Below are 24558 nucleotides of genomic sequence, written 5' to 3'. Positions count from 1 at the left end.
TGGAGGCCAGCGTTCCACTCATCCGGGAAGGTACCCCCATGCCTGTTCGCCCCGCTCTCGCCGCCGCAGCCGGTGCCGTGCTGTTCCTGATCGCCGCCGCCGCGCCGCCCGCGAGCGCCGCCCCGAACGAGACCGTCACCGTCGACCCCACCGGTCGTGTCGCCGAAGACGGCACCGTGACTCTGTCCGGCACCTACCGCTGCACCGGCGCATCCGGCCCGGTGTTCGTGAGCTCCTCCGTGAGCGGGCTCTCCTCGGTGGTCCGGCACGCCATCGGCGGGACCCGCGCGGTGTGCGACGGCGTGGAGCACAGCTGGGAGAACACGGGCAAGCCCTCCATGGAGACCCTTGAACCGGGTGCGGCCCACGTCGAGGCCACCCTCATGGAACTCAGCCTCGAGGCGGGCCTGCCGCTGCCCCGCTTCCACGCGGCCGAGCAGCGGGACATCACGCTGACGAAGGGCTGAGCGCAGGCCACGCGCGCGCCTGTGGGCCCCCTCACCACCGGGCGGTCATCGCACGAGTGTGATCTCCGGAGGCCACAGCACGCCGTCGGCCAACAGCAGAGCGGGGCCCAGGTGTTGGGGGCAGACGATCAGCGGTGGCCTGGCGTGGCAGGCGATCTCGAAGCGGGCGCGAGCCCCGCACTCCTCCCCGTCCCGTGGGCCGGAGTGCCGGCTCGCGCACCGCAGTGCGGGTGTGGGGTCCGCGGCCGTCACCGGACGCCCGCCTTCGCTTCGGAGATGTGTTCGAGGGTGGCCAGGGTCATGGTCTCCTCCTCCCGTGGTCAGGCGATCCGGCGGTCCGCCGCTCCTGCGGTCCTGAGGTCCGGCGGTCCCGCGGTCCTGAGTCCGGCGATTTGGCAATTTGGCGATCCTGCGGCCGGGTGAGGGGCTGGACGGGTGCACCCCGTATGCCTTCACGCTAGGAACGGGCGGCCCGCGCAGCCTGTCCTGACGGCCATACGGGTGAATTCGGAGAGTCCTCCCAGGACCTGTGAGGCGTCGGCCCGGCCCGGAGGCCCCTGCCTCAGACGGGATACGCGTGCGTCTGCGCCGCCTTCATCGCCGCCCAGACCTCCGCACCCGGATGCAGGTCCAGTTCGGCCGCGGCCACCGTCGTGAGGTCTGCCGCGAGAGGGAGCTCGCCCGTGAGGTCGGCGCGGATCTGGTCGCCGTGGGTCTCCAGGCCGGCCACCTCGCAACGCCAGTGGTTACGGGCACTGGACCCGGCGGGGGGTTCGCGGTGGAGGGTCACGGCGCTCGGGGGGAAAGCCACGAACACGGGCCCCGTCAGATCGTCCGTGGTCGTGAGCGTGGGCCCGGATGCGAGGCGGACCGTGTGGCCGTCGGCCTCGCCCCGGTAGAGGTTCAGTCCGACCAGCTGGGCGATGTAGTCGGTGCGCGGATGCCGTGCGATGTGGGCGGGGGCGCCCTCCTGGACGACCTCGCCGTGTTCTACGACCACGAGGCGGTCGGCGAGGACCATGGCGTCCAGTGGGTCGTGCGTGACGAGTACGGCGACGGCCTCGAACTCGGCCAGGTGGCGCCGGAGTTGGGCGCGTACCTCCAGGCGGGTGCGGGCGTCGAGGGCGGCCAGCGGTTCGTCGAGGAGCAGGAGCCGGGGGTGGGTCGCCAACGCGCGTGCCAGGGCGACGCGTTGGGCCTGACCGCCCGACAACTTGCGGGGCTTGGTGCCCGTGTGGGCCGCGAGACCCATCCGGTCCAGCCACTCGGCGGCCTGCGCACGCGCCTCCGCCTTGGACGCGCCCCGGCAGCGCGGGCCGAACGCGACGTTGTCGAGGGCGGTGAGGTGCGGGAAGAGCAGATAGTCCTGGAAGACGACGCCGACGGGACGGGACTCCGGCGCCGTACGCTCCAACTCGGCGCCGTCCAGCCGTAGATGGCCGTCCGTGAGCGGGGTGAGACCGGCGAGGGCGCGCAGGGCGGTGGTCTTTCCGGCGCCGTTCGGGCCCAGCAGGGCGACAACCTCGCCGGGGGCGACGGACAGGGACACGTCGAGGCGGAAGGCACCGCGGTCCACCACCAGGCGGGCGTCGAGGCCGTCCGGGACGGCGTCGGAGGCGGTGGCTGGGGTGGTGTCGGAGGCGGTGAGCGGGGTCTGCCTGGTCACCGCGCGGTCACTCGTCCCGTTCGTGTCGGCGCCGACGCCGACGGCCCGGACCGTCCGACCTTCCCCGGTGCCGTCCGCACGACTGCCGGGGTTCGTCGTCGGTGCGTCGGTCGTCGGGGCCGTCCGGCCCGCAACGGGAGCGCGGGTCGCATGGTCGTGCGTCGCGTGGTCGCCGTCGAGGTCGGTCGCGGTCGCCGGATCGGGTTCGGTCCGGGGCGTTCGGTTGTCCGCGGCTTCGCTTGTCTCGGTGTCAACGGGGTCGCGCGTGGCCTGGTCAGCGTCGCCGCTCGACCCGCCACCGACCGTTCCGCCCATGGCCGTCCTGTCCTCGGCCCTTCCGTCCCCGGCCTTTCCGCCACCGCCCTCGCCAGTCATCCCGTCGCCATCCAACGGTCGCGCAGGCCCGCCAGCACCGCTACCGACACGGCCAACAGGACCAGGCTGAGGGCGATGGCGGCCTCCGGGTCGCTCTGGAGGGCGAGATAGACCGCCAACGGCATGGTCTGCGTGCGGCCGGGGAAGTTGCCGGCGAAGGTGATCGTCGCGCCGAACTCGCCCAGCGCCCGCGCCCAGGCCAGTACGGCGCCCGCCGCGACCCCCGGCGCGATCAGCGGCAGCGTGACCCGCCGGAACGCGGTGAAGCGCGAGGCGCCCAAAGTCGTCGCCGCCTCCTCGTACCGCGGGTCGGCGGCCCGCAGCGTGCCCTCCACGCTGATGACGAGGAAGGGCATCGCGACGAAGGCCTCGGCGACCACGACCCCGGCGGTGGTGAAGGGCAGCGTGATCCCGAACCAGGCGTCCAGCCACTTCCCCACGACCCCGTTGCGCCCCAGTGCCATGAGCAGCGCGACACCGCCGACGACCGGCGGGAGGACCAGCGGCAGCGTCACCAGGGCGCGGACCAGGCCTCGGCCGGGGAACTCGACACGGGCCAGCAGCCAGGCCAGGGGGACCCCGAGCACCAGGCTCACCGCGGTCGCGGCCGTGGCGCAGACCAGGGACAGCTGGAGCGCCTGCCAGACCGCAGCGCCGGTCAGCTGCTCGGGCATGCCGCGCCAGGGCGCCCGTACGAGCAGGGCGACCAGCGGCACGGTCAGGAACGCCACACCGATCAGCGCGGGCACGAGCAGCGGCAGGGGCACACCGCGGCCACCGCCGGGCGTCCGGACACGGCGGCGCCGCGGCCCGCCCCGGAGGGTCTCGGACGCGGCAGCGGCCTTGCCGGTCGGACTCACGGCTTCAAGAACCCTGCCCCGGTCAGGACCTTCTGGCCCTCGGCGGACCGCACGAGCGCGATGAACGCCTTCGCGGCGGCCGTGTGCTGCGTGCCCTTGAGCACGGTGATCGGGTAGTCGTTGACGGCGTCGGCGGACTCGGGGAACTCCACGCCCCCCACCTTGTCACCCGCCGCGTGCACATCGGTCTTGTAGACGACGGCCGCGTCGGCCTCCTTCAGCTCGACCTTGGTCAGCGCGGCCTTGACATCCTGCTCGTAGGAGACCGGGGTGAGCTTCAGCCTGCTCGCGGCGAGGGCCTTCTGCGCGGCGGCACCGCAGGGCACCTCCGCCGCGCACAGCACGACCTTCAGGTCTTTGTTCGTGAGGTCCTTCAGCGACCCGACCTTGTCCGGGTTGCCGGGCAGGGTGGCGATCTCCAGCTGGTTGCGCGCGAAGGTGACGGGCGTACCGGAGGCGTCCCCCGCGTCGGTGACGATCTTCATCGTCTTGGGGCTGGCCGAGGCGAACACGTCCGCCGGGGCCCCGCCGGTGATGCTCGCGGCCAGCGAGTCGCTGCCGCCGAAGCTGAAGGTGACCTTCGTCCCGGGGTGGGCCTGCTCGAACTGCTTGCCCAGTGTCGTGAAGCTCTCTTTGAGGGAGGCGGCGGCGAACACGGTCACCGTTCCGGAGAGCTCACCCGAGGCGGATGCCGACCCCGAGGACGGCGAGTCCGAGTCCGACGACGAGCAGGCGCTCAGGACCAGCAGCGCTGCGGCACCCGCACCGGCCGTCCGCAAAGCGCGGCGATGCCGGCGCGCGGTAGGGGTCATCACAGGTCCGCTCCCTCTGGTCCACATGGTCCCGGCTCTGGCCTCGGCAGGGCCACGTACGTCGATCATACTGACGCAGATGCCAGGCAAAAGTCCCCTGTAGCATCGCATGAGCTGCAAAGCTGACCTAGCGAGCTGGCATGTGCGTTCGTACGGAATGCGAGCCGTGAGCCGGAGCGGCGCAGGGTAATTGCGCTGCCGGAGCCGAGCCGGGGGCCTACGTTCGCGCCCATGGCGGACGACGACGAACCCACACGCGCGGCAAGGCTGCTGGACGCCCAGGCGAAGGCTCACCAAGTGAAGGCCGGAGGCCCCGCTCAGGTGCGGTCGATGTGCACGTTCGTGGACTTCACCCGGGCGGTGGCCTCCACCCCGACCTCCAGTCCGAGTTCCTCCACGGCCTCCCGCGTCAGCAGCGACACCAACCGGTGCGGGCCCGCCTGGATCTCCACCTGGGCCGCGACGTCGCCGAGTTTCACGGCGGTGACGATGCCGGGGAAGGCGTTGCGGACGGAGGTGTGGGAGACGTCCTCCTCACCGCCCTCGCCCTGGGCCAGCTCCACGGAGAAGGCGGCCAGATCCTTGCCGTCGATGAGGCGCCGCCCGCCCTCGTCCCGGTGCGTGGGGACCCGCCCGGCGTCCGCCCACCGCCGCGCGGTGTCGGGGCTGACGCCGAGCAACCGTGCGGCCTGGCCGATCGTGTAGGACTGCATGAGCGCCAAGATAGGCGTCCCGACGTCATGCGGCGCAGGCGACCCGCGTCTCCGGGATGTGAACGGTACCGGCGCGGGTCTCGGTCTCGGTCGAGTCCGTGGGAGGTGATCGCGGACGCCCGATTCGAGCCGGTGTCCGGGTTCTGTTTCCAGACCGGCTTGCCGCGGACGCCTCGAAGCAGCGTTGGACGATGGGCCAGGAAAGGCCCAGTTCACAGAACGAGTCTCGCGCACCGTCCAGTTCGGTGCAGTGCCGGCGTGACTTGTGGGCAGGCCCGCGCGTCCGGGTCAGCGGTCATCACATGCGCCGGACTGCCGCCCGCACCGTCGTCCTTGACGCCCGCACCCCACCTGACAGGCAATCACGCACCTTGACCGGCACAGGCGTTGGCGGACGCCGCGCCCCCAGTACATTCGAAGACCCGCGCTGGTCGAGCTCAGTAATGCTTGCTCAAAGTGTTCGAATATCGTTGACGTTCATCCCGGTATGCGTAACCCTTGTCCGGGGTCGCTCCCGAGGGGCGAAGGGGGAGGAGTGGTGAATGCCACGCTCAGGGGATGTTTCACGTGGTGAGGTTTGCCGGCTTCTTGTAGCAGGTCAGGGCTGTAGGCGGTCTCCGTCGCGGTCCGCGCCGGGAGCGAATGGCGGGTACGCCGAGGACCAACGGCTCGAGAGCCTTGCCGTCATGCAGGTTCGCGCCGGACACCGCGACTGCCGGTGGCAGGCCCTGAGCCTCGGACGGCATGTGCGGTGTGCTGCTGCCCTTCTCGCCGCGACCGACCGGATTCGGCCCGATCGGCGAGCCCCTCTTTCCCCGGCACCGACGCGGCATCGACGATCGCGGACGTCCGGCCCAGCTCACCTCTGACGCCCGGCTCATGCAGTGCTGCCCGGTGCAGCCTGCGCCACAGCCGGCGCCTCCGGATCACTCAAGGGTGATAGGTGTTTGGTGAAATGACAAAAGAAATGGTGCGCGATGGGGTGTCGTCGATAAGTGTGCCGAAATTGCCGGGTAAAACCACGCAAGTGCCGTCCGGATAAGCGTTGATGGCAACGTGGGGCCGCGCCGGGTCCCGGACAGTGCGTGTGGGGCTTTACCGAAGAGGTGCACTGGTCCGTCCTGGCTGACCAGCACCGGAAGTCGTGTTCATTCGTCACGAACGACTGTGAAGGCGGTGTCCTTCAAGGAATTGTGTGCCGACGTCGCCGCCTGCGGGCAGCGGCGATGTCAACGTGTCGTGATCATGAGCGGGGGGAAATGTACCACGATCTGCAAGTTACTCGGTTGCGAACTCTGGTGGCCGTGGTGGAATGCGGTGGATTCCGGAGGGCTGCCGCCATCCTGCACATCACCCAGTCTGCTGTCAGCCAACAGATCCGTCAGCTGGAGAGCTTCATCCAGGGACCTGTCTTCACGTCCACCGGGCACAACCTGCAGCTCAGCGTGCGGGGCGAGGAGCTGCTCGGCTACGCGCGCCGCGTCGTGGCCCTCAACGACGAGGTCGTCGACCGCCTGATGCCGAGGACCAACCGGACCAGAATTTCGATCGGCGTGGTGGACCAACTTGCCGAAGCGCTCCCGGAGTTCCTGCGGCTGCTGTCGGCAAGCCTGCCTGGGGCCCAGGTAAGCGTGCGAACCGGGCCCAGCCCGGCGCTTTCCAGTCAAGTCACCTCGGGCCAGCTTGACTTAGCCCTGTTGTTCCGGTGGCCAACCCCGGAGGCGGTCGCCGGAGAGGAAGAACTCGGTCGTATCCGGATGGCGTGGTTCGGGAGGCCGGTCCACGGCACGGAGGCCGGACTGCCCCTGGCGCTGTTCACCGAGCCCTGCATCCTGCGTGGCCGGCTGGTCGACGCCCTTGACGCATCCGGCATCTCCTGGCGCATCTCGTACGAGGGAGCTGAATTCGTCGGGTTGCGCGCAGCGGTCAAAGCCGGGCTGGGGCTGGCCTGCCTCGTCGCCAACGGCGACGATTTGTGGGGGCTGCCGCGGGCCGCGAAGCTCGGGCTCCCCTCCCCGCCGGGCCCCATCCCGATGATGATGGCGCTTCCCGCGGGAGCGACGACCTCAGGTGTGCACGCGATCGTGAAGAAGGCCTTCCGCCGAGCGCTGGACGGCTACCCGTTCGCCGAGACCGGCTCCGCGTCCATCAGTGAACCCCTGGAGCTCGTCGCACGATGAAGGGATCGTCCGTATTCCCTCGTGAGGACTTCGCGAGCGACAACCACGCGGAGGCCCACCCCGCTGTGCTCGCCGCACTCCAGGCGGCCGCCCATGGTCCGGCTCCCGCCTACGGCGGTGACCGCTGGACGGCTGCGGCCGAGGCGGGCCTTCGCGACCTGGCCGGGCCGGCGGCGGTCCCCCTGCTGGTCTTCAACGCCACGGCCGCCAATGTGCTCGGCCTCTCGGTCCTGCTCGGCCCGGGGGACGCGATCATCTGTGCCGAGCACTCCCATCTCGCCATGGACGAGTGCGGTGCGGTCGAGGCGATGCTGGGCAGGAAGCTCCTGCCGGTCCCGGCACCGGACGGCAAGCTCACCCCGACGGCGATCGAAGCCCTGCTGGAGCGGTGCACGGACGTACGTACCCCGCGTCCGTCCACCGTGGCGCTCACGCAGGCCACCGAGCTGGGCACGTGCTACAGCCTGGCGGAACTGGCGGAGCTACGGGAATTCTGCGACCGCAGAGGACTGCGCATCTACATGGACGGGGCACGGCTCGCCAACGCCGTGGCCCATCTGAACTGCGAAGTGGCCGACATCGCCTGCTTCGCCGACGCGTTGAGCTTCGGCTTCACCAAGAACGGGGCACTCGGCGTCGACGCGCTGCTCCTCATGACACCCGGCACTGCCGAGCGTGCGCCCTACCTGCGCAGGCAGCAGGGGCAGCTGGCGTCCAAGATGCGGTTTCTCGCCGCCCAGGTCACCGCACTGGTCGACGGAGGGCTCTGGCTGGACAACGCGCGGCACGCGAACGGCATGACCGGCCGCCTCGCGGCGGAGCTGGAGCCGCTGCCGGGGCTGCGTCTGACCCAGCGGGTGCAGTCCAACGCGGTCTTCGTCGAGCTGCCACGCGCCGCGGCGGACTCCTTGCGCGAGCGCTGGGCGTTCCACCTCTTGCCAACCGGGGAGGCCCGTCTCATGACCTCGCACGCCACTGGCCGCGCGGACGTGAGCGACCTTGTCGCGGAGGTCAAGGCCTGCCTGACATAAGGAGAGAGCACCGGCGGTCGGCTCTTGTTCTCCGTCCAATGGATCTCGAAATGTGACCGTCGATGCTGCGGTTGACCTGCCGTCACCGGTCGCGTGCGCGGGAGTGGAGAGGCCGACCACGAGGGCTGCCGGCGCACATATCGTGACAACGCGCGTGCGCGACGGCGACCAACTACAGTTCGGGAACCGGCAGCAGCCTGAGGCAGGGGGAGGAACGTGCGGGAGCTCGATCCGTCTGAGGCAAGACTGCTTCGCGCATGGTCGCAGGGCGTGGGGGGCGAGCGGCGCGCGACGTCGGTGCCCGACGTTCTGGAGGGGTGCCTGGCAGTGCAGGCACAGGATTTGAGGGCGGCGGCGCTCGGGCTCAGGGCGCGCGGCTCCGGGCTGACCGAGGCGGACGTGCACCTGGCGCTCGGCGCTGCGCGAACCGTGGTGCGAGGCTGGTTCATGCGGGGCACGCTGTACCTCGTCCCGGCCCGTGACGCGGGCTGGCTCCGTGAACTGCTCGCTCCGCAACTGTTGCGCCGCAGCGAACGCCGGTACCGCGAGCTGGGTCTCGGCCCGGCCGAGCTGGCCCTGGGGGAGCGAGTGATCACCGATGCCCTGGCCGACGGCCCCCTCACCCGGGACGAGCTCGCGGCGCGGATGACCGAGGCGGGCCTCCACGCCTCCGGGCAGATCCCGTTCCATCTCGTCCGCCGGTCCGCTCTGCTCGGTACCGCCTGTTTCGGTCCGGTCAGGGAAGACGGCTCCGCCACCTATGTGCTCGCCAAGGACTGGCTGCCCGACGCGGCCGGACTCTCCGGCGTGGACGCGGTCGAAGAGCTGCTGCGGAGATACCTTACGGCGCACGGACCGGCGACGGTGGCCGACTTCGCCACCTGGTCGGGGCTCGGGCTGCCCGCCGTCCGCTCGGCGTGGAAGGAGCTGCTCGCTGCCGGTCTGACCGAACCGTGCCGCGTCGACGGGCAGGACGGGTACGTGCTGCCGGCCGGTGCGCCGTCCGGTCTGGAGCCGACCGGCGATGTCCGGTTGCTGCCGGCCTACGACAACTACCTGGTGGGATTCACCGACCGCCGGTTGTCCGTCCGGCCGGAACACGACCGCAGGGTCTGGCCGGGCGGCGGTCAGATCAGCGCAACCGCGGTGGTGGACGGACTGGTCCGCGGAGTATGGCGCCGTGACCGGACGCGCGCCGTCGCCCTGGACCTGTTCGACGGCGCTCCGGACGACGCCGGCGCAGAGGAGACCCCGGGCCCGGCGGCACCCGACGCGCAGGCCTTCGACGCCGAGATCCGCGACATCTCCCGCTTCCTGGCCGCGTAACCCCGGGCTAACCGCCCCCTTCTACGGTCTCGGGAGATATGCCGAGTCCAAGGAGAACAGGTGGCGACTATCCCTTCCCCGGGGTCATCCGCGCGATCACCGGAACGGGCTCGGCTGCTGAGGGCTCTCGCGGAGCGGCGGTCGGCCCGGCCCGGTATCCGGCGTCGGCACCTGGCCGGGCCGCTCGTCCCCGCCTCGTACGCACAGGCCGGCCTGTGGATGGCCGCCGAGCTGGAACAGGGCGCGTCGGCGTACACGGTGCCGCTGCCCGTGGCGTTGCGAGGCTCCCTCGACACCGGCGCGCTGGGCGCGGCACTGAGCCGCGTGGTCGGGCGGCACGAGGCGCTGCGCACCACGTTCACCGAGCGAGACGGCGAGTTGTACCAGGTCATCGGTGCTGCCACTCGGGTGCCGCTGCCGGTCCGCGACCTGACCGGCACGACCGCCGCCGAGATCTCCCGCCGCCTCGCCGAGGCGCAGGCGGCCCGGTTCGACCTCGCAGCCGGTCCCCTCCTGCGCGCGGAGCTGCTCCGCCTCGGACCGCGGGAGCACCTGCTTGTGCTCGCCGTGCATCACATCGCCTGCGACGGCTGGTCGGTTCCGCTCCTGCACGCCGAACTGGCGGACACCTACAACTCGGCTCTGCGCGGCGTCCCTTCGGGGCTCCCCCCGCTCCCCGTCCAGTACGCGGACTTCGCGGCCTGGCAACGGGACCGGCTCGACGCGGTGGAGCGGGGGCGACTGGTCGGCTACTGGCGTACCCGGCTGGACGGCGCGTCGATGACGCTGCCGACCGACCGCCCCGCCGATCCCGCGCGAGCGGCCGAGGGCGAGCTGTGCCGGTCCACGGTTCCCCGGCCCACCGTGGACCGGCTCGACCAGATCGCCCGGGGCGCGGGAGCGTCCCGGTTCATGACCGTCGCCGCGTTGCTCGGCGTGGTGCTCGCCCGCTACACCGGGCAGCGGGACCTGCTGTTCGGCTCCACCGCGGCCCAGCGTGAGCAGCCCGAACTGCGCCACCTGATCGGGCTGTTCACCAACGTGTTCCCGGTCCGCGCCGACCTCTCGGGAAACCCGACGTTCCGGCAGTTGCTCGCGCGCACCCGCCAGGGGCTGATCACCGACTACGCGGGCAGCGCGCTGCCGTTCGGACTGCTCGTCGACGCCCTGCGGACGGAACGGTCGGGCACCCGGACACCGTTGATCCGGGTACACGTCCAGTTCGAGGAGAGGGACGGCGAGTCCACGGCTTACCAACGGCTGCCGGCGTACGACGGACTGACCGCGGAGGGACTCGTCCCGGAGCTGACGGCCGCCAAGTTCGACCTCAACTTCATGGTGCGCGCCGACCGGGGAGCGCTGGTGCTGGACCTCGTCTACGCGCGGGATCTGTTCGACCCGGCGACCGCCGACCGGCTCGCCGCGTTCTACGCGCGGGTGGCCGAGGCGGTGGCGGAAAGCCCTGATCTGGGCATCGAGGACCTGCTGCTGCCCGAACCGCCGCGCCCCCCGGCACGGGTGAGCACGGCCGTATCGGCCGCCGCTCCGGCTTCAACTCCCCTTCCCCGCGATGCCGCCGCCGCTGCTCCGGCCGGTGTTCCCGAGCCCGAGGCCGTCGACGAGGCGACGCCGGAGGATCCGCCGACGTCGGAGACGCTGGAGCGGGTCCGCCAGGTCTGGCGGGAGGTGTTGGATGCGGAGGACGTCCATGCGCACAGCGACTTCTTCGACCTGGGCGGCAACTCCTTCGCCATGCTCAAAGTACGCCGGCTGCTCGGGGGTGACGTACCTCTCGCCGAACTGTTCCGCCACCGGACCGCCGACGCGCTCGCGGCCTATCTGGCCGAGGGGACGCCGCCGCCGACCGACCAGCTGCTGTGGCCGCTCACGAGCGACGACTCCGAGGCCGACCTCACCGTCATCGCGATCCCCTACGCCGGCGGGGCCGCGATCGCCTACCAGCCGCTCGCGGACGCGTTGCCCCCGCGGTTCCGGCTGTGGGCGGCGGGTCTGCCCGGCCACGAGGGTGACGACCGTGATTTTCTGGAGTTCGGCGCGGCCGTCTCGCGACTGGCCGACGAGATCCAGGAGCGCGTGACCGGCGCTCTGGTGGTGTACGGGCACTGCGCGGGCGCGTCCCTCGCGGTGGCGGTGGCACGCGAGCTGGAGGCACGAGAAGTCGACCTGCGAGCCGTGCATGTCGGTGCCAGCCTGACCGACCCGGAAGCCGAGGCGAACCTGGCCCGCGTCAACGACAGTTCGGGCGAGGAGTTCTACACCTACATCAAGGCCATCGGCGGCTTCGACGGCGCCCTCGACGAGGCCGATCGCCATCAGGTGCTCGCCGCGGTACGGCACGACATGGCCGGTGCGACGAGGTTCCAGGCCGCGGCGCACAGAACCCCGGAACCACGCCTGCGCGCCCCGCTGTACTGCGTGCTCGGGACCGCCGATCCGGTCACCCCGGATCCGGAGCGCGGCTACCGCGGCTGGTCGGTGTTCGCCGACACCGTGCGGCTCGAACTCGTCGAGGGCGGCGGTCACTACTTCGCCCGGGATCACGCCGCTGAGCTGGCCCGGGTCATCAGCGCGGCGTCCCCCGCCGTAACGGCGTCCCGGCTGCCGGTCGTCTGCCTTCCGCACACCGGCGCCGGCGCGTCGTTCTTCCGGCCCTGGCAGACCGGCGGGGACTTCGAGATCATCGCGCCCGATCTGGCCGGGCACGACAAGCGGTTCGGCGAGCCGCCGCACCGCACGGTGGCCGCGGCGGCCGCCGACCTGCTGCCCCGGGTGCTCGCGGCCCTGGACGGCCGGGACGAGGCCGTGCTGTTCGGCCACTGCCTGGGGGGCACCATCGCCTTCGAGCTGGCGGAGCTGCTCCTGGAACACGGCGTACGGCTCCGGCACCTGATCATCAGCGGCACGCCCGGTCCCACCGTGCCCCGGCCCCGGCGGACCACCGGGCTGCCGGACCGGGAGTTCCTGACACGGCTGGAGGAACTGGCCGGTTACCGTCACCCGGCGCTGGCCGACCCGGAAATGGCCGCACTGCTGCTTCCCGTGCTCCGCGCCGACCAGGAGATGTATGAGGACTACCGACGGACCTCGCTCACCCCTCTCGACGTGCCGGTCACCGTGCTCCGTGGCGAGGCCGACACTCTGGTGAGCACCGCCGACGCGGCACGCTGGCAGGAGGCGACGACCCTGCCGTTGCGTTCCCTCGAAACCGCCGGCGGCCACATGTACCTGGCGGACGACTCAGGCCCGGTCCTGGAGCTGGTCGCATGGCTGGCCGACGGCGTCGGGGAACGGATCGACGCGCTGCTCACCGCGACGAGCCCGAGCCCCGACTGGGGGCTCCCGGAGCTCGCCGAACCGGCCTCTCAAAGCACGCACGAACTGCGTGCCCTTCCACGCCACTGTGTGCTCGCGGCCGCCTCGGTCGTCCTGGGCAGGTATCACGGCTCGGCCGTCACCGTTCTGGCGGTGCGGGAGAGCGCGGAGGCCGAGCGCCCGGCTCTGGTCGCCTTCCCGACCGACGAGGCGACCCCGGTCGCCGATCTGCTCGCCGTCGCGGAGGACGCGCTGAAGGGAACATGGCCGCGCCGGGGTCCCCTCCTGGCGAGGTTGCTCGGCGAGGGCACTCCGGTCGTCGAGATCCGGTTCCACGAGCAGGCGGAGACCGAGTTCCCGCTCACACTGACAGTGGGCCACAGCCTCACCGCGGCCGTCAGTGGCGATCGGATCGGCCAGGGAGCCGCGGAGCGGTTCGCGAGCGCCGTCGCTCACGTCGCCGGACAACTGGCTGCCGGGGACGGCCGCCTGGACCGGATCGAGCTGCTGGACGAGGCCGGCAGATCACGCGTCCGGCGGCTGGGCACCGGGCTCGTACCGCCCACCGAGCACCGGAGGATCGACGAGCTCGTCGCCGCCCGCGCCGCCGAGACACCGGACGCCACCGCGATCACCGACCGGAACAGCAGACTGACGTACGACAACCTGGACAAGGCCGCGAACCGGGTCGCCCGGGCGCTGCGCGAGCTCGGCGTCGAGGACGGCGACCGAGTCGGCGTCTGCATGGCCCGGGGCTGGGAGCTGGTGGTGGTACTGCTCGGCGTGCTGCGCGCCGGAGCGGCGTACCTGCCCATGGAGCCGGATCACCCGACGGAGCGGCTGGCCAGGATCGTCGCGGCCGCCGCCCCCCGGCTCGTGGTGACCGCGTCGGCCGGCTTCCCACCCGGCGCCTGCCGGACCGTGTCGCCCGCGTCGCTCGGCGCCCTCGCCGCACGTCGGCCTTCGACACCGCCGGCCCGCAGCGGTGACGTGGGCGACGCGGCCTATGTCATCTGCACCTCGGGCTCGACCGGCGCGCCGAAGCCCGTCGCCGTCGCCCACCGCAGCGTCACCGCGCTGATCGCCGGAACCGGCACCGAGTTCGCCTTCGCCGCCTCCGACGTCTGGGCGCTCTTCCACTCGGTCGCGTTCGACATGTCCGTGTGGGAGATCTGGGGCGCGCTGACCACGGGAGGCCGGCTCGTCGTGGTGCCGCAGCCGGTGACCCGCGCCCCGGACGAACTGCACCGGCTGCTCGCCGAGGAGGGGGTGACGGTCCTGAACCAGACGCCCACCGCCTTCGGCATGCTGATCGACGCCGACCAGGACGCGTCGCGCCGGCTGGCGCTCCGCCTGGTCACCTTCGGCGGGGAGCCGCTCGACACCCGGATGCTGCTGCCCTGGTTCCGGCGGTACGCGCCGGAACGGTGCCGGCTGGTCAACCTCTACGGCATCACCGAGACCACGGTGCACAGCACCTGGACGACGGTGACGCCGCGGATCGCCGAGACGGCGTCCCGCTCGGTGGGGGTGCCGCTGCCGGGGGAGTCGCTGTCGGTCCGCGACCGGGCCGGCCGGCTCCTTCCGCTGGGTGTGCCCGGGGAGATCCACGTGGGCGGAGCGGGGGTGGCCCTCGGCTATCTCGGCCTGGACGACCTGACCGCCGAACGGTTCGTCACGGATCCGGACGGCACCCGGGTGTACCGGAGCGGGGACCGTGGCCGGATGCTGCCCGACGGGACGATCGAGTGCCTCGGCCGGCTGGACGAGCAGGTCAAGCTCCGCGGCTACCGCATCGAGCTCGGGGAGGTGCGGGCCGCGCTGCTCGCCGCGGACGGCGTCACCTCCGCGGCGGTGGTGGTCGGCGGTACACCGGTCGCACCGCGTCTCGACGCCTATGTGACGCCCGCCGGGGTGGACCCGCTGGCGACACGTCAGCGGGTGCGCGCGCTGCTGCCTCCGTACATGGTCCCGGCCACGATCACCGTGCTCGACGCGTTCCCGCTGACGGCGAACGGCAAGCTGGACCGGGCACGGCTGCCGCGGCCCGGCTCCGACCCGGCGTCCGGCGTCCCGGAAGCGTCCGAGGACCTGCTGACCGGGATCTGGGAGCAGCTCACCGGGCTGCGAGTCCGCGGCGACGACAACCTCTTCGACAGGGGCGCCGACTCGGTGACCATCAGCAGGTTCGTCGCGGAGCTGCGCGCCCGGGGCCTCGCGCGGGCAGCTGTCCGTGACGTCTACGAATCGGCGACACTGCGGGCACTGACCGCTCATCTGCGAAACCGGCCTGCGTAACCGGCTCATAACTGATCGTTCGTACCGTACCGCGCGTTCCACGACCCATGACCGCGCACGACGAACCAGGAGCACAGATGGCTGGCGACACCGAGGCCGTACCAGCGCCGAATCCTCTTCGCTGGAAGGCTCTGATCGGGCTGGCTCTCGTCCAGTTCATCATCTTCTTGGACGCGACGAACGTGAACGTGGCGCTGCCGTCGATCCAGCGCGACCTGGACTTGAGCCAGTCCCAGTTGACCTGGGTGGTCAACGCCTACCTCATCGCCGCGGGCGGTCTACTGCTGCTCGGCGGCCGGCTCGGCGACCTCGTGGGACGCCGCCGCGTGTTCACCGCCGGCGCAGCGCTGCTGGCCGTGTCCTCGCTCACGGCCGCGCTGTCCACCTCGTCGGCCATGCTCATCGGGAGCCGGTTCGCGCAGGGCATCGGTGAAGCACTCGCGGCTCCCACCGCCCTGTCCATGGTGGCGCTGCTCTTCACCGACGAGCGGGAGAGGACCAAGGCGCTGGGTATCTGGGGAGGGCTGGCAGGCCTCGGCGCCGCCTCGGGCGTACTGCTGTCCGGGATCCTCACCGACCTGGCGAGCTGGCACTGGATCTTCTACATCGGGGTCCCGCCGTGCGTGATCTCGCTGGTGATGACCCTCAAGCTGGTGCCGGAGACCAAGGAGACGGCGACGGCCGGCGGGCGGACGACCTGGCTCGGCGCCGTACTGCTCACCGGCGGCATGATCGCCGTCGTGCACGGCCTGCTCAACGGCATCACCCACCCCTGGAGCTCGGCCTCGGTGCTCGTTTCCCTGGTCGGCGGCATCGTCGCTCTCGGCGTGTTCACCCTCCTGCAACTGCGCAGCGCGAATCCGCTCATTCCGCTGGGGTTCTTCACCAGCCGTATCCGGCTGACCGGGTACGCGGGGCAGGTGTTCATGGCGGTCTCCACCTCGGTGATGTTCTTCCTCGTGGTGCTGTTCATGCAGCAGACCTCGCACTACTCGCCGCTGGAGAGCGGCCTGGCCTGGCTGCCGTACACCGTCCTGTTCGCTCCCGGGCTGGTGCTCTCCACCCGGCTGATGCCGGTGCTCGGATCGCGTCTGCTGCTCTCGGTGGGGCTCTTCGTCATCGGGGTCGGGATCTTCCTCTTCAGCCTGCTAGACGGGGACAGCGGCTTCGTCACCGGCCTGCTGCCGGGGATGGCGCTCGCCGCGTTCGGTTCCGGCCTCGCGGCACCCGCACTCCAGCTCTCCGCGCTCGACGACGTCTCCCCGCAGAACGCGGGCCTCGGTTCCGGTGTGCTGACGTCGCTTCAGCAGATCAGCCAGTCGCTGGGCCTCTCGGTGATCATGACCATCGGGCTGAGCCACGCACACGCGCTGCGCGTCTCGGGCACCGGCGCCGCGAAGGCGGCGGAGGAGGGCCGGTCCCTCTCCTTCGTGATCGCCGGTGCGGTGCTCGTGGTGGGCGCGGTCGTCTGCTACCTGATCACCCACCGCACGATCAAGCCCGCGGCCGCCGACGAGGCGACCGTGCCGCTCGCCGCCTAGGGCCCGTCCTCCGCATCAGGCCGGCACCGGCCGGGAGCGCGTTCCGAACGGCCCGGGCGGGGCCCGGCGCGCCCGGTCACGCGCCTTTCCCCTCCCCGGCCGGAGGCCGGGGAACCCGACGAGAGGAGTTCCCCATGCGACACGCGCTCCAACGGCTCGCCGGGATGACGGCCGAGGAACGTGCCGCGTTCCTCGGCCGCGCGGGGGCGGCCGCCGAGCCCGCCGCGCGATCGGCCGAGTCCGCCGGACCCGCCGGGCCGGCCCCCGAGCCGACCGCCGCACCCGCCGGGCCGGGCCAGGCCCACCAGCTCTTTCTCGACCGGCTCTGGACGGGTGACGGTGCCCCGTACGTGGTGCCCTTCGCCCTCCGGCTGACCGGTCCGCTGTCGGTTCCCGCGCTGCGGCTGGCCCTGGCGGACGTCACCGAGCGGCACCCGGTGCTCTCCTGCCGTTTCCGGTTCGAGGACGGAACCGCGATGGCCGTCCCCGGGCCGCCGCCCGAACTGTCCGTCGTGCCCCTGCCGGTGCCGGACGCGACGGAGGCCGAGCGGGAGCGGGCGGCGTTCGCCTACGCCGAGGAGCGCGCCCGCCTCCGGTTCGACCTGGAGCAAGGCCCTGTGGTCCGCAGCGAGCTGATTCCGCTCGCGCCGCAGGACCACCTGCTGCTGTGGATCGTGCACCACATCGCCGCCGACGGCTGGTCTGTCGGAGTTCTCATCGAGGAGCTGAGCGTGGCCTACCGGGCCAGGCTGGCCGGTACGGCTCCCGAACTCCCGCCGCTGAACACGCGTTTCGCGGACTTCGCCGCCTGGCAGCAGCGCCGCCTCGACGAGGCCGACGACCGCATCGAGGCCTACCGGGCCAGGCTGACCGGAGCCGGGGCGGCGTTCGTCCCCACGGACCGTGCCCGACCCGCGGTACAGACCTTCAACGGGCGCAGCGTTCCGTTCCAGCTGCCCGGGGCCGTCGCCACGGACCTGCGTGAGCTGGCCAGGAAGCGCGGGGTCACGCTGTTCCCGGTCATGCTCGCGGCCCTGCACGTGCTCGTCGCCCGGTACAGCGGGCTGGACGACGCGGTGACCGGGGTCGTGGTGTCCGGGCGCGTTCGGCCGGGCACCGAGGCGCTGATCGGCCCGTTCGCCAACACGTTGCCGATGCGGATCGACTCAGCCGACGGACCGCGGTTCGGCGAACTCGTCGACCGGGTCCAGGACTCCCTCGTGGCCGTCCTGGCCGACCAGGACCTGCCGTTCGGGTCGCTCGTCCAACGGCTCGGCGGCGCGCGGGACATCACCCGGAATCCGCTCTACCAGGTGCTGTTCAGCATGGGGAGCCTGCCGCTCGGGGACGCGGAGGTGGCCGTCACCCCCGAACTGAGCCTGCGCCCGGTGGCGTTCTGCAACAACACCGCGCGGCTGGACCTCGAACTGACCGTGGAGCAGTCGGGCGAGGGCCTCGGCGGACGGCTCGACTACAACTGCGACCTGTACGAGGCCGCGACGGCCGAGCGGCTGCTCGAACGGTACGCCGCCCTGCTGGCCGGCATCGCGGCCGAGCCCGACCTGCCGATCGGCCGGTACCCGCTGGAGTCCGAAGCCGCGCGCCTGGCGGCGTTGCGGGCGGCCGCCGTACCGGGCAGGCCGGCACACGAGACGACGTTCGGCGAGATGTTCGCCCGTCAGGTCGCGCTGCGGCCCGACGCGCCCGCCGTGCGCTGTGACGGCGCCGTCCTCAGCTTCGCCGAGCTGGACGCGGCGTCGGACGCCGTCGCCGCGGCGGTCCGGGAGCGTGTCCCGGGCACGGAACCCGTGGTGGCCATCGGCACGGGCCGTTCGATCGAGCTGCTGCCGGCGGTACTCGGCGTCTGGAAGGCCGGCGGCGTGTACCTGCCGCTGGAGCTGGAGTATCCGGCGGCGCGGCTCGCCCGCGTGCTGACCGACAGCGGCGCGCGGCTGCTGCTGACCGCGGGGGCCGCACTGCCGGACTTCCCGTCACCGCCTCCGTCGCTGGACGTCCGCGCACTGCCGCACCGTACGTTCACCCGGGACCCGGGGCCCGAGGATCCGGACCGGCTGGCGTACGTCATGTACACCTCTGGTTCGACGGGGCGTCCGAAGGGCGTCGCGGTCACCCACCGCAGCCTGGGGAACTTCCTCGCCTCGATGGCCGAGCTCGACGTCATGCGCGCGGGCGACGTGACCCTCGCGCTGGCCAGCCTGCCGTTCGACGGCTCGGTGATCGAGCTGTTCCTGCCCCCGGCCGTCGGCGCGGCGGTGACCGTGTGCCGACGTGATGACGCGCGGGACGCGCACCGGCTGGCGGCCCTGCTGCGGGGCGTGACCGTGCAGCACGGCACGCCGTCCACCTGGCGGATGCTGCTCGACGCCGGGGCCGACCTGTCCGGGCTGCGCTCCGTGCTGTCCGGGGGAGAGGCGCTGCCCGTCGAACTCGCCCGCGAGCTGCGCGCCGCCGTCGGTCCGTTGTGGAACCTGTACGGCCCGGCGGAGACCACGGTCTACTCGCTGGTCCGGCGATGGGACGGCGTCGCCCCGCTGATCGGCCCGCCGATCGCCGGCACGACCGCGCACGTCCTCGACGAGGACCTGCGACCGGTGCCCTCCGGTGTGCTGGGCGAACTGTTCCTCGGGGGCGCCGGACTGGCCCGCGGATATCTCGATGAGCCGGAGCTGACCGCCGAGCGCTTCGTGCGGCATCCGGTGACCGGCGAGCGGTTGTACCGCACCGGCGACCTCTTCCGGCGTCACGCCGACGGATCGCTCAGCTGCCACGGGCGCGTGGACCACCAGCTCAAGATCCGCGGACACCGGATCGAGCCGGACGAGGTCGCCGAGGCGCTGGAGCGTGACGACCGGGTGCGTGAGGCCGTGGCTCTCGGCCGGGAGTTCGGCGACGGCGACCTGCGGCTGGTGGCGTTCGTGCGGCTCGCCGGTGACGCGCGGACCGGTGAGGCGGAACTCAAGGACGCGGTGCGTGCCTGGCTGCCCGCGTACATGGTGCCGGCCCGGATCGTCGCCCTGCCGGAGTTCCCCCACAACTCCAGCGGCAAGGTGGACCGGCGCGCGCTGGCGGAGCTGGACCTCGCGGACACCGTTCTCGCCGAGGACGAGGACGCCGGTGATCCGCCGTCCACCCCGACGCAGGAGTGGCTGGCGCAGCTCTGGGCCGAACTGCTGGAGCGCGAACGGGTCGGTGTGCACGAGGACTTCTTCGGCGCCGGCGGTCACTCCCTGCTCGCGGTCAAGATGCTGCACCGGGTGACCACCGGCAGGGGGGCCACCGTCGGCCTCGCCGCCTTCCTGGCCGCACCGACCGTCGAAGCGCTGGCCGCGCTGGTGGACGAGGGGAACGTCACCGACGAACTCGAACGCCAGGTCGACGCGATGAGCGACGACGAAGTGGCGGCGCTGCTGGACGAACTCGACAAGACCGAACCGAACCAGGAGGAACACACCGCCATGGCGATCTCTTCCGAAGACGAGGCGTACCAGCGGTTCCTGCTCGTCGCCCACGGGCACACGCTGTTCAACGCCGTCGTGGCGGGCCTGGAGCTGGACGTGTTCGGGCACCTGTCCGCGCACCCGGGGGCCACCCTCGACGAACTCGCGGAGCAGGCCGACATCGCCCCGCACAAGATGCGCGTCCTGCTCGCCTCGCTATGCGCGATCGACCTCCTGGTCAGGACGGAGGGCCGGTACAGCAACGCGCCGCTCGCGGAGCGGTTCCTCGCACCGAGGGGCCCGGAGAGCTGGCGCAACATCTTCCTCTCCCGCCACCGCACCGACTACGCCGGTATGGCCCACACGACGCAGGCGCTGCGCTCGGGCACCAACGACGGGCTGAAGGTGCACGCGGGGGAGGGCGGTTCGGTCTACGAACGGCTCGGCGCCGACCCGGAGACCGAGGCGATCCTGCACCAGTCGATCGCCGCCTTCGCCCACCAGGAGATGCACGGCCTGCTGCACACCGCGGACTTCGAGGGCACCGGGCACCTGCTCGACGTCGGTGGGGGCAGCGGCGCCAAGGCGGCCGCCATAGCCGGGCACTTCCCGGGGATCAAGGTCACGGTGTTCGATCTGCCGTCGGTGACGCGGCTCGCCGCGCGTGAACTGCCGCCCGGGGTGGACGGCCGGGTGCGCTTCCAGCCCGGAGACATGTTCATCGACCCGTTCCCGGCCGGCGTGGACGCGATCCTGTTCAGCAGCGTTCTCGATGTCTTCGACGCCCAGCGGGTGGAGACGCTGCTCGCCAAGGCCTACGACACGCTCGGTCCCGGCGGCCGAGTGCTGATCTACTCGTGCAACACGGCGCCGGACGAGGCGGGTGGCGTCATCGCCACCTCGCTCTCCCTGTTCCTGAACGTGATCGCCACGGGCGAGGGGATGGCGTACCCGGTCGCCGACTACGAGCGGATGCTGCGGAAGGCCGGTTTCGACCAGGTCGGTGCTGTCGGGGGACTGCCCATGGAGCATGCCATGATCACGGCTGTCAAACACTGAACTCCCACGCCGGGAATCATGGTTCGCCGGTGCGGGCCGCGCAGGAGGCGAGCCGGTCGGACAGCTCCGCAAGGGCCTCGCGGAGCTCCGCCGGCTCCTGGACGGTGAGGGGGCAGCCGAGCCCCGCCAGATAGCCGGCCATGGTGTCGAACCGCTCGGCGCGCGTCTCCAGCAGTACTCCCCCGGAGGTCTGGACAAGGGTCGCCGCGGCCGGCGGCACACGGCGCGTGACCTGGTCCAGGGTGGTGTGCAGCAGCACCCGGACCCGGTGCCGGCCGGCGACTTCGCCGAGGGCCTCGGTGAGCTGCGCGGCCGGGTCGTACCCGGGAGGCGGCGGGTCGGCGCGCGGATCCTCGGCGGGCTCCAGGGAGCGGACGCGGTCGACACGGAACACGCGGATCGCGGCGCGGAGCGAGTCCAGCCCGGTCACGTACCAGCGGCCGCCGTGCAGGACCAGGCCGTACGGGTCCAGGTCACGCGCCGATGTCTCGCCGTGCCACGACTGGTAGGTGATGCGGACCCGGCGGCGATCGCGTGCCGCGGTGGCCAGACCCAGAGCGATGCGGGAGTCGGGCGCGGTGGCCTGCCCGTCGGGGCGGGTACGGGCGAACGTGTCGCGCAGCGCGGTGACCTGGTCCGCGACGGACTCGGGCAGCACCCGGTTGATCTTGGCGAGGGCGCTCTCGGTGGCGCTGCCGGGCAGGCCGTGCGGGGAGCCCGCCAGCAGCCCGAGGACGACCGCGGCCGCCTCCCCGTCAGTGAGCGCGAGGGGCGGCAGCCGGAAGGCGGGCGGCAGCCAGTAGCCGCCGTAGCGTCCACGCTCGGCGGTGACCGGGATGCCGAGATCGGCGAGGTGGGCGGCGTAACGGCGGACGGTTCGCTCGCCCACACCGAGCCGCTGCGCGAGGTCGGCGCCACTGATTCCGGGCCGGTCCTGCAGCAGCTCCAGCATCGCCAGGACGCGCGCCGTGGGTCGCTCCTTCGGCACAACCCCTCTTCTCCCGACGGGTATCCGGACCGATTTCGTCCTGATACGAGTCTACCGTCGGAGGGTCGGAGCATGTGGCGAAGCAAGGAGAGCGTGGATGTCGACGTATGTGCTGGTTCCCGGGTTCTTCTTCGGTCCCTGGGTCTGGGAGGAAACCGGAAGGCTGCTGAGCGACGCCGGCCACGAGGTGCGGACGGTGTCGCTGACAGGCCAGGGCGAGCGCGCCGGCGAGGCGACGCCCGACGTGGGCATCACCACCCACATCGCCGACATCACCGACGCGATCGGCGACCTGGACGACGTGGTGCTCGTCCTGCACAGCGGCGCGACGATCGCGGGCACCGCAGCCGCCGACCGGGTACCCGAGCGGCTGCGGCACATCGTCTACGTGGACACCGCCCCGTTCCCGGACGGTATGGCGCAGATCGAGTTCCTCCCGCCAGAGGCGCAGGCGGAACAGCGGCGGCAGATCGAGGCGGAGGGACAGGGATGGCTGCTGCCGGCCCGGCCCTTCGACGGGGACGACCAGCAGCGTGACCCGGTCTCCCTGGCCGGTCTCTCGGAGCGGGACCTGGCGCTGATGCGCGGGCGTGCCTCGGCGCAGCCCGCCGCGATGCTGCTGGAGCCCGCGCGCAGGCCCGCCGAGATCCCGAACACCCCCCGCACACTGATCGCCTCCACCTTCACGACCGAGCAGGTCGAGGCCATGGTCGCGGCCGGACTGCCGGCCTTCTCGATGCTGGCCGGTCCGGGCTGGACCATGGCAGACCTGCCCACCGGGCACTGGCCGATGCTGTCACGGCCCAAGGAGCTGGCGGAGCTGCTGTCCGGGATCTGACGGCCGCTCGGCCCGGCGCGGCAATGTTCAGCCCGCCGTCGAGCTGAGCGTGAGGCCGGCCGGGTCCTCGTCGGTGGGCGGAAGCTGGATCGCCTTGGTCTCGCTGAAGGCGGCCAGGCCCCAGGTGCCGAGCTCGCGGCCGTTGCCGGAGCTCTTGTACCCGCCGAAGGGCGCGCGCATGTTGAACGGGGCGCCGTTGACGTCCACCCGGCCCGTGCGCAGCCGCCCGGCCACCGCGGTGGCATGCACCACGTCGGCCGACCACACGGCGCCCGACAGGCCGTAGCCGGTGTCGTTGGCGATCCGGACCGCGTCGTCCTCGTCCCGGTAGGGCAGCACCACGACGACCGGGCCGAAGACCTCCTCGACGACCGCCCGCGCCCCCGTCGGCAGGCCGGCGAGGACGGCGGGGGTCAGCCAGCCGCCGCCGGCCGCCCCGGCCGGGGTGCCGCCGCCGGTGACCAGGGTCGCGCCGCCGGCGACCGCCTCGTCCAGGATGCCGCGCACCCGCGAGGCCGCCTGAGGGTGGATCAGCGGTCCGATCTGGGTGGCCGGATCCCAGGGGTCGCCGACCCGCAGGGCCCCGGCCGTGCCGGCCGCGAGCGCCACGGCCTCGTCGTACCGGTCGGCCGGGACCAGGAGGCGGCTCCAGGCGAAGCAGACCTGGCCGGTGTTGAAGTTCGCCTGCTCGACGGTCGCGGCCACCGCGGCGGGAAGGTCGGCGTCGGGCAGCACGAGCGAGGCGCTCTTGCCGCCCAGTTCGAGGTTGACCCGGGCAGCTCGGGGCGCGGCCAGCTCGCTGACCCGGCGTCCGGAGCGGATCGAGCCGGTCAGGGACACGACGGCGACCTGGGGGTGGGCGGCCAGCGCCTCGCCGGCCTGCGGGCCCGTCCCGCAGACGAGGTTGAACACCCCGGGCGGCAGGTCGGTCTCCGCGAGCAGCTCGGTCAGCAGGTAGGCGCTCAGCGGCGCCAGTTCACTGGGCTTGAGCACCACGGTGCAGCCGGCCGCCAGCGCGGCGGGGACCTTCTGCAGGTTCAGCGCCACCGGCGCGTTCCACGGGGTGATGCACCCGGCGGGTCCGGCGGCCTCGGAGCGCACCAGGGAGTTGCCGATCCGCTGCTCCCAGACGTGCTCCCGGGCGGCCTCGGTGGAGGAGCGGAGAGCCTCCAGGCCGAAGGGGACCTGCGCGTGCCGGGCCAGGGTCACCGGCATCCCGGTCTCCGCGGTCAGCACGCCGGCCACAGTGTCGGCGTGCTTCTCGAGCAGCTCGGCGAGCCGGTCGAGGTGCCGTAGGCGTTCCTCCAGGGGCGTGTCGGACCAGGCGGGGAACGCCCGGGCGGCGGACGCGACGGCGGCGTCCACATCCTCCCTCCCGCCCGCGGGGACCTCCGCGAGGGTGAGACCGGTCGCCGGATCCACGACCGGGACGACTTCGTCGGACCGCGCGGCACGCCAGTCGCCGTCGATCCACTGGACCGAGCGTGAACGACGGGCCACCGCGGGAATCCTTGCGCTCGTACTCTCCATGCGCGCAGCATCGGCCCCGTCGGTTATCAGCCGGTGACGTAACCCCCGGGTAACTGCGGTTCCTAGAGTCGGGCCTTGTTGTC

15 protein-coding genes are annotated in these 24558 nt (G+C 72.1%); 8 read left to right on the top strand and 7 right to left on the bottom strand.

Annotated elements, in window-relative coordinates; translation table 11 throughout:
* The first annotated feature begins 38 nt into the window (after window positions 1-38).
* Window positions 39-467 carry a DUF6299 family protein gene (locus ABZT93_RS17630; RefSeq protein ID WP_356105245.1) on the top strand — a complete coding sequence of 143 codons (429 nt, stop codon included), beginning with the start codon at window positions 39-41 and terminating at the stop codon, window positions 465-467.
* A 45-nt stretch (window positions 468-512) separates the two neighbouring features.
* On the opposite strand, the gene ABZT93_RS17625 is transcribed toward ABZT93_RS17630, so the two are convergent.
* From ABZT93_RS17625 to ABZT93_RS17605, 5 genes are all read right to left on the bottom strand, one after another.
* Window positions 513-719, bottom strand: coding sequence for a hypothetical protein (locus ABZT93_RS17625; protein WP_356105243.1), 207 nt, complete (start codon window positions 717-719; stop codon window positions 513-515).
* A 310-nt stretch (window positions 720-1029) separates the two neighbouring features.
* Complete coding sequence (locus tag ABZT93_RS17620; protein WP_356105370.1) at window positions 1030-2049, bottom strand: ABC transporter ATP-binding protein; 1020 nt, start codon at window positions 2047-2049, stop codon at window positions 1030-1032.
* A 455-nt stretch (window positions 2050-2504) separates the two neighbouring features.
* Window positions 2505-3368, bottom strand: coding sequence for a molybdate ABC transporter permease subunit (gene modB / locus ABZT93_RS17615; RefSeq protein ID WP_356105240.1), 864 nt, complete (start codon window positions 3366-3368; stop codon window positions 2505-2507).
* Window positions 3365-4180, bottom strand: a complete 816-nt coding sequence (gene modA / locus ABZT93_RS17610; RefSeq protein ID WP_356105237.1) for a molybdate ABC transporter substrate-binding protein — start codon at window positions 4178-4180, stop codon at window positions 3365-3367. The genes modB and modA overlap by 4 nt, the downstream gene beginning before the upstream one ends.
* A gap of 317 nt (window positions 4181-4497) precedes the next feature.
* A complete protein-coding gene (locus tag ABZT93_RS17605) occupies window positions 4498-4893 on the bottom strand; it encodes a helix-turn-helix transcriptional regulator (RefSeq protein WP_356105234.1) in 396 nt (131 codons plus the stop codon).
* A gap of 1259 nt (window positions 4894-6152) precedes the next feature.
* On the opposite strand from ABZT93_RS17605, the gene ABZT93_RS17600 reads away from it, so the two are divergent.
* The 6 genes from ABZT93_RS17600 to ABZT93_RS17575 all read left to right on the top strand — a co-directional run bounded on the left by ABZT93_RS17600 (window position 6153) and on the right by ABZT93_RS17575 (window position 21119).
* Entirely contained in the window at window positions 6153-7073 is a 921-nt protein-coding gene (locus tag ABZT93_RS17600) for a LysR substrate-binding domain-containing protein (protein ID WP_356105231.1), read from the top strand.
* A complete protein-coding gene (locus ABZT93_RS17595; RefSeq protein ID WP_356105228.1) occupies window positions 7070-8104 on the top strand; it encodes a beta-eliminating lyase-related protein in 1035 nt (344 codons plus the stop codon). The genes ABZT93_RS17600 and ABZT93_RS17595 overlap by 4 nt, the downstream gene beginning before the upstream one ends.
* 216 nt (window positions 8105-8320) lie before the next feature.
* Window positions 8321-9430, top strand: a complete 1110-nt coding sequence (locus ABZT93_RS17590; protein WP_356105221.1) for a winged helix DNA-binding domain-containing protein — start codon at window positions 8321-8323, stop codon at window positions 9428-9430.
* Window positions 9431-9490: 60 nt separating this feature from the next.
* A complete protein-coding gene (locus ABZT93_RS17585; RefSeq protein ID WP_356105219.1) occupies window positions 9491-15061 on the top strand; it encodes an amino acid adenylation domain-containing protein in 5571 nt (1856 codons plus the stop codon).
* A gap of 77 nt (window positions 15062-15138) precedes the next feature.
* Window positions 15139-16602 carry an MFS transporter gene (locus ABZT93_RS17580; RefSeq protein WP_356105216.1) on the top strand — a complete coding sequence of 488 codons (1464 nt, stop codon included), beginning with the start codon at window positions 15139-15141 and terminating at the stop codon, window positions 16600-16602.
* 134 nt (window positions 16603-16736) lie between these two features.
* Window positions 16737-21119, top strand: a complete 4383-nt coding sequence (locus ABZT93_RS17575; protein ID WP_356105213.1) for an amino acid adenylation domain-containing protein — start codon at window positions 16737-16739, stop codon at window positions 21117-21119.
* A 16-nt stretch (window positions 21120-21135) separates the two neighbouring features.
* Here the strand turns inward: ABZT93_RS17575 and ABZT93_RS17570 are convergent, their stop codons facing one another.
* Window positions 21136-22107 carry a YafY family protein gene (locus tag ABZT93_RS17570; RefSeq protein WP_356105210.1) on the bottom strand — a complete coding sequence of 324 codons (972 nt, stop codon included), beginning with the start codon at window positions 22105-22107 and terminating at the stop codon, window positions 21136-21138.
* A 97-nt stretch (window positions 22108-22204) separates the two neighbouring features.
* Between ABZT93_RS17570 and ABZT93_RS17565 the strand changes: the two genes are divergently transcribed.
* Window positions 22205-22945 (top strand): alpha/beta hydrolase, encoded by a 741-nt coding sequence (locus ABZT93_RS17565; protein ID WP_356105208.1) that lies wholly within the window; start codon window positions 22205-22207, stop codon window positions 22943-22945.
* Window positions 22946-22972: 27 nt separating this feature from the next.
* Here ABZT93_RS17565 and ABZT93_RS17560 read toward each other — a convergent pair whose 3' ends face one another.
* On the bottom strand, window positions 22973-24475 hold the full coding sequence (locus ABZT93_RS17560; RefSeq protein ID WP_356105205.1) for an aldehyde dehydrogenase family protein: 1503 nt from the start codon (window positions 24473-24475) through the stop codon (window positions 22973-22975).
* Between the last annotated feature and the right edge of the window lie 83 nt (window positions 24476-24558).

This window comes from Streptomyces sp. NPDC005303 (genome assembly GCF_040607335.1).
Classification (GTDB): Bacteria; Actinomycetota; Actinomycetes; order Streptomycetales; family Streptomycetaceae; genus Streptomyces.
Note: the sequence above shows the minus strand (reverse complement) of the source record. Positions and strands in the feature narration are given on the sequence as shown.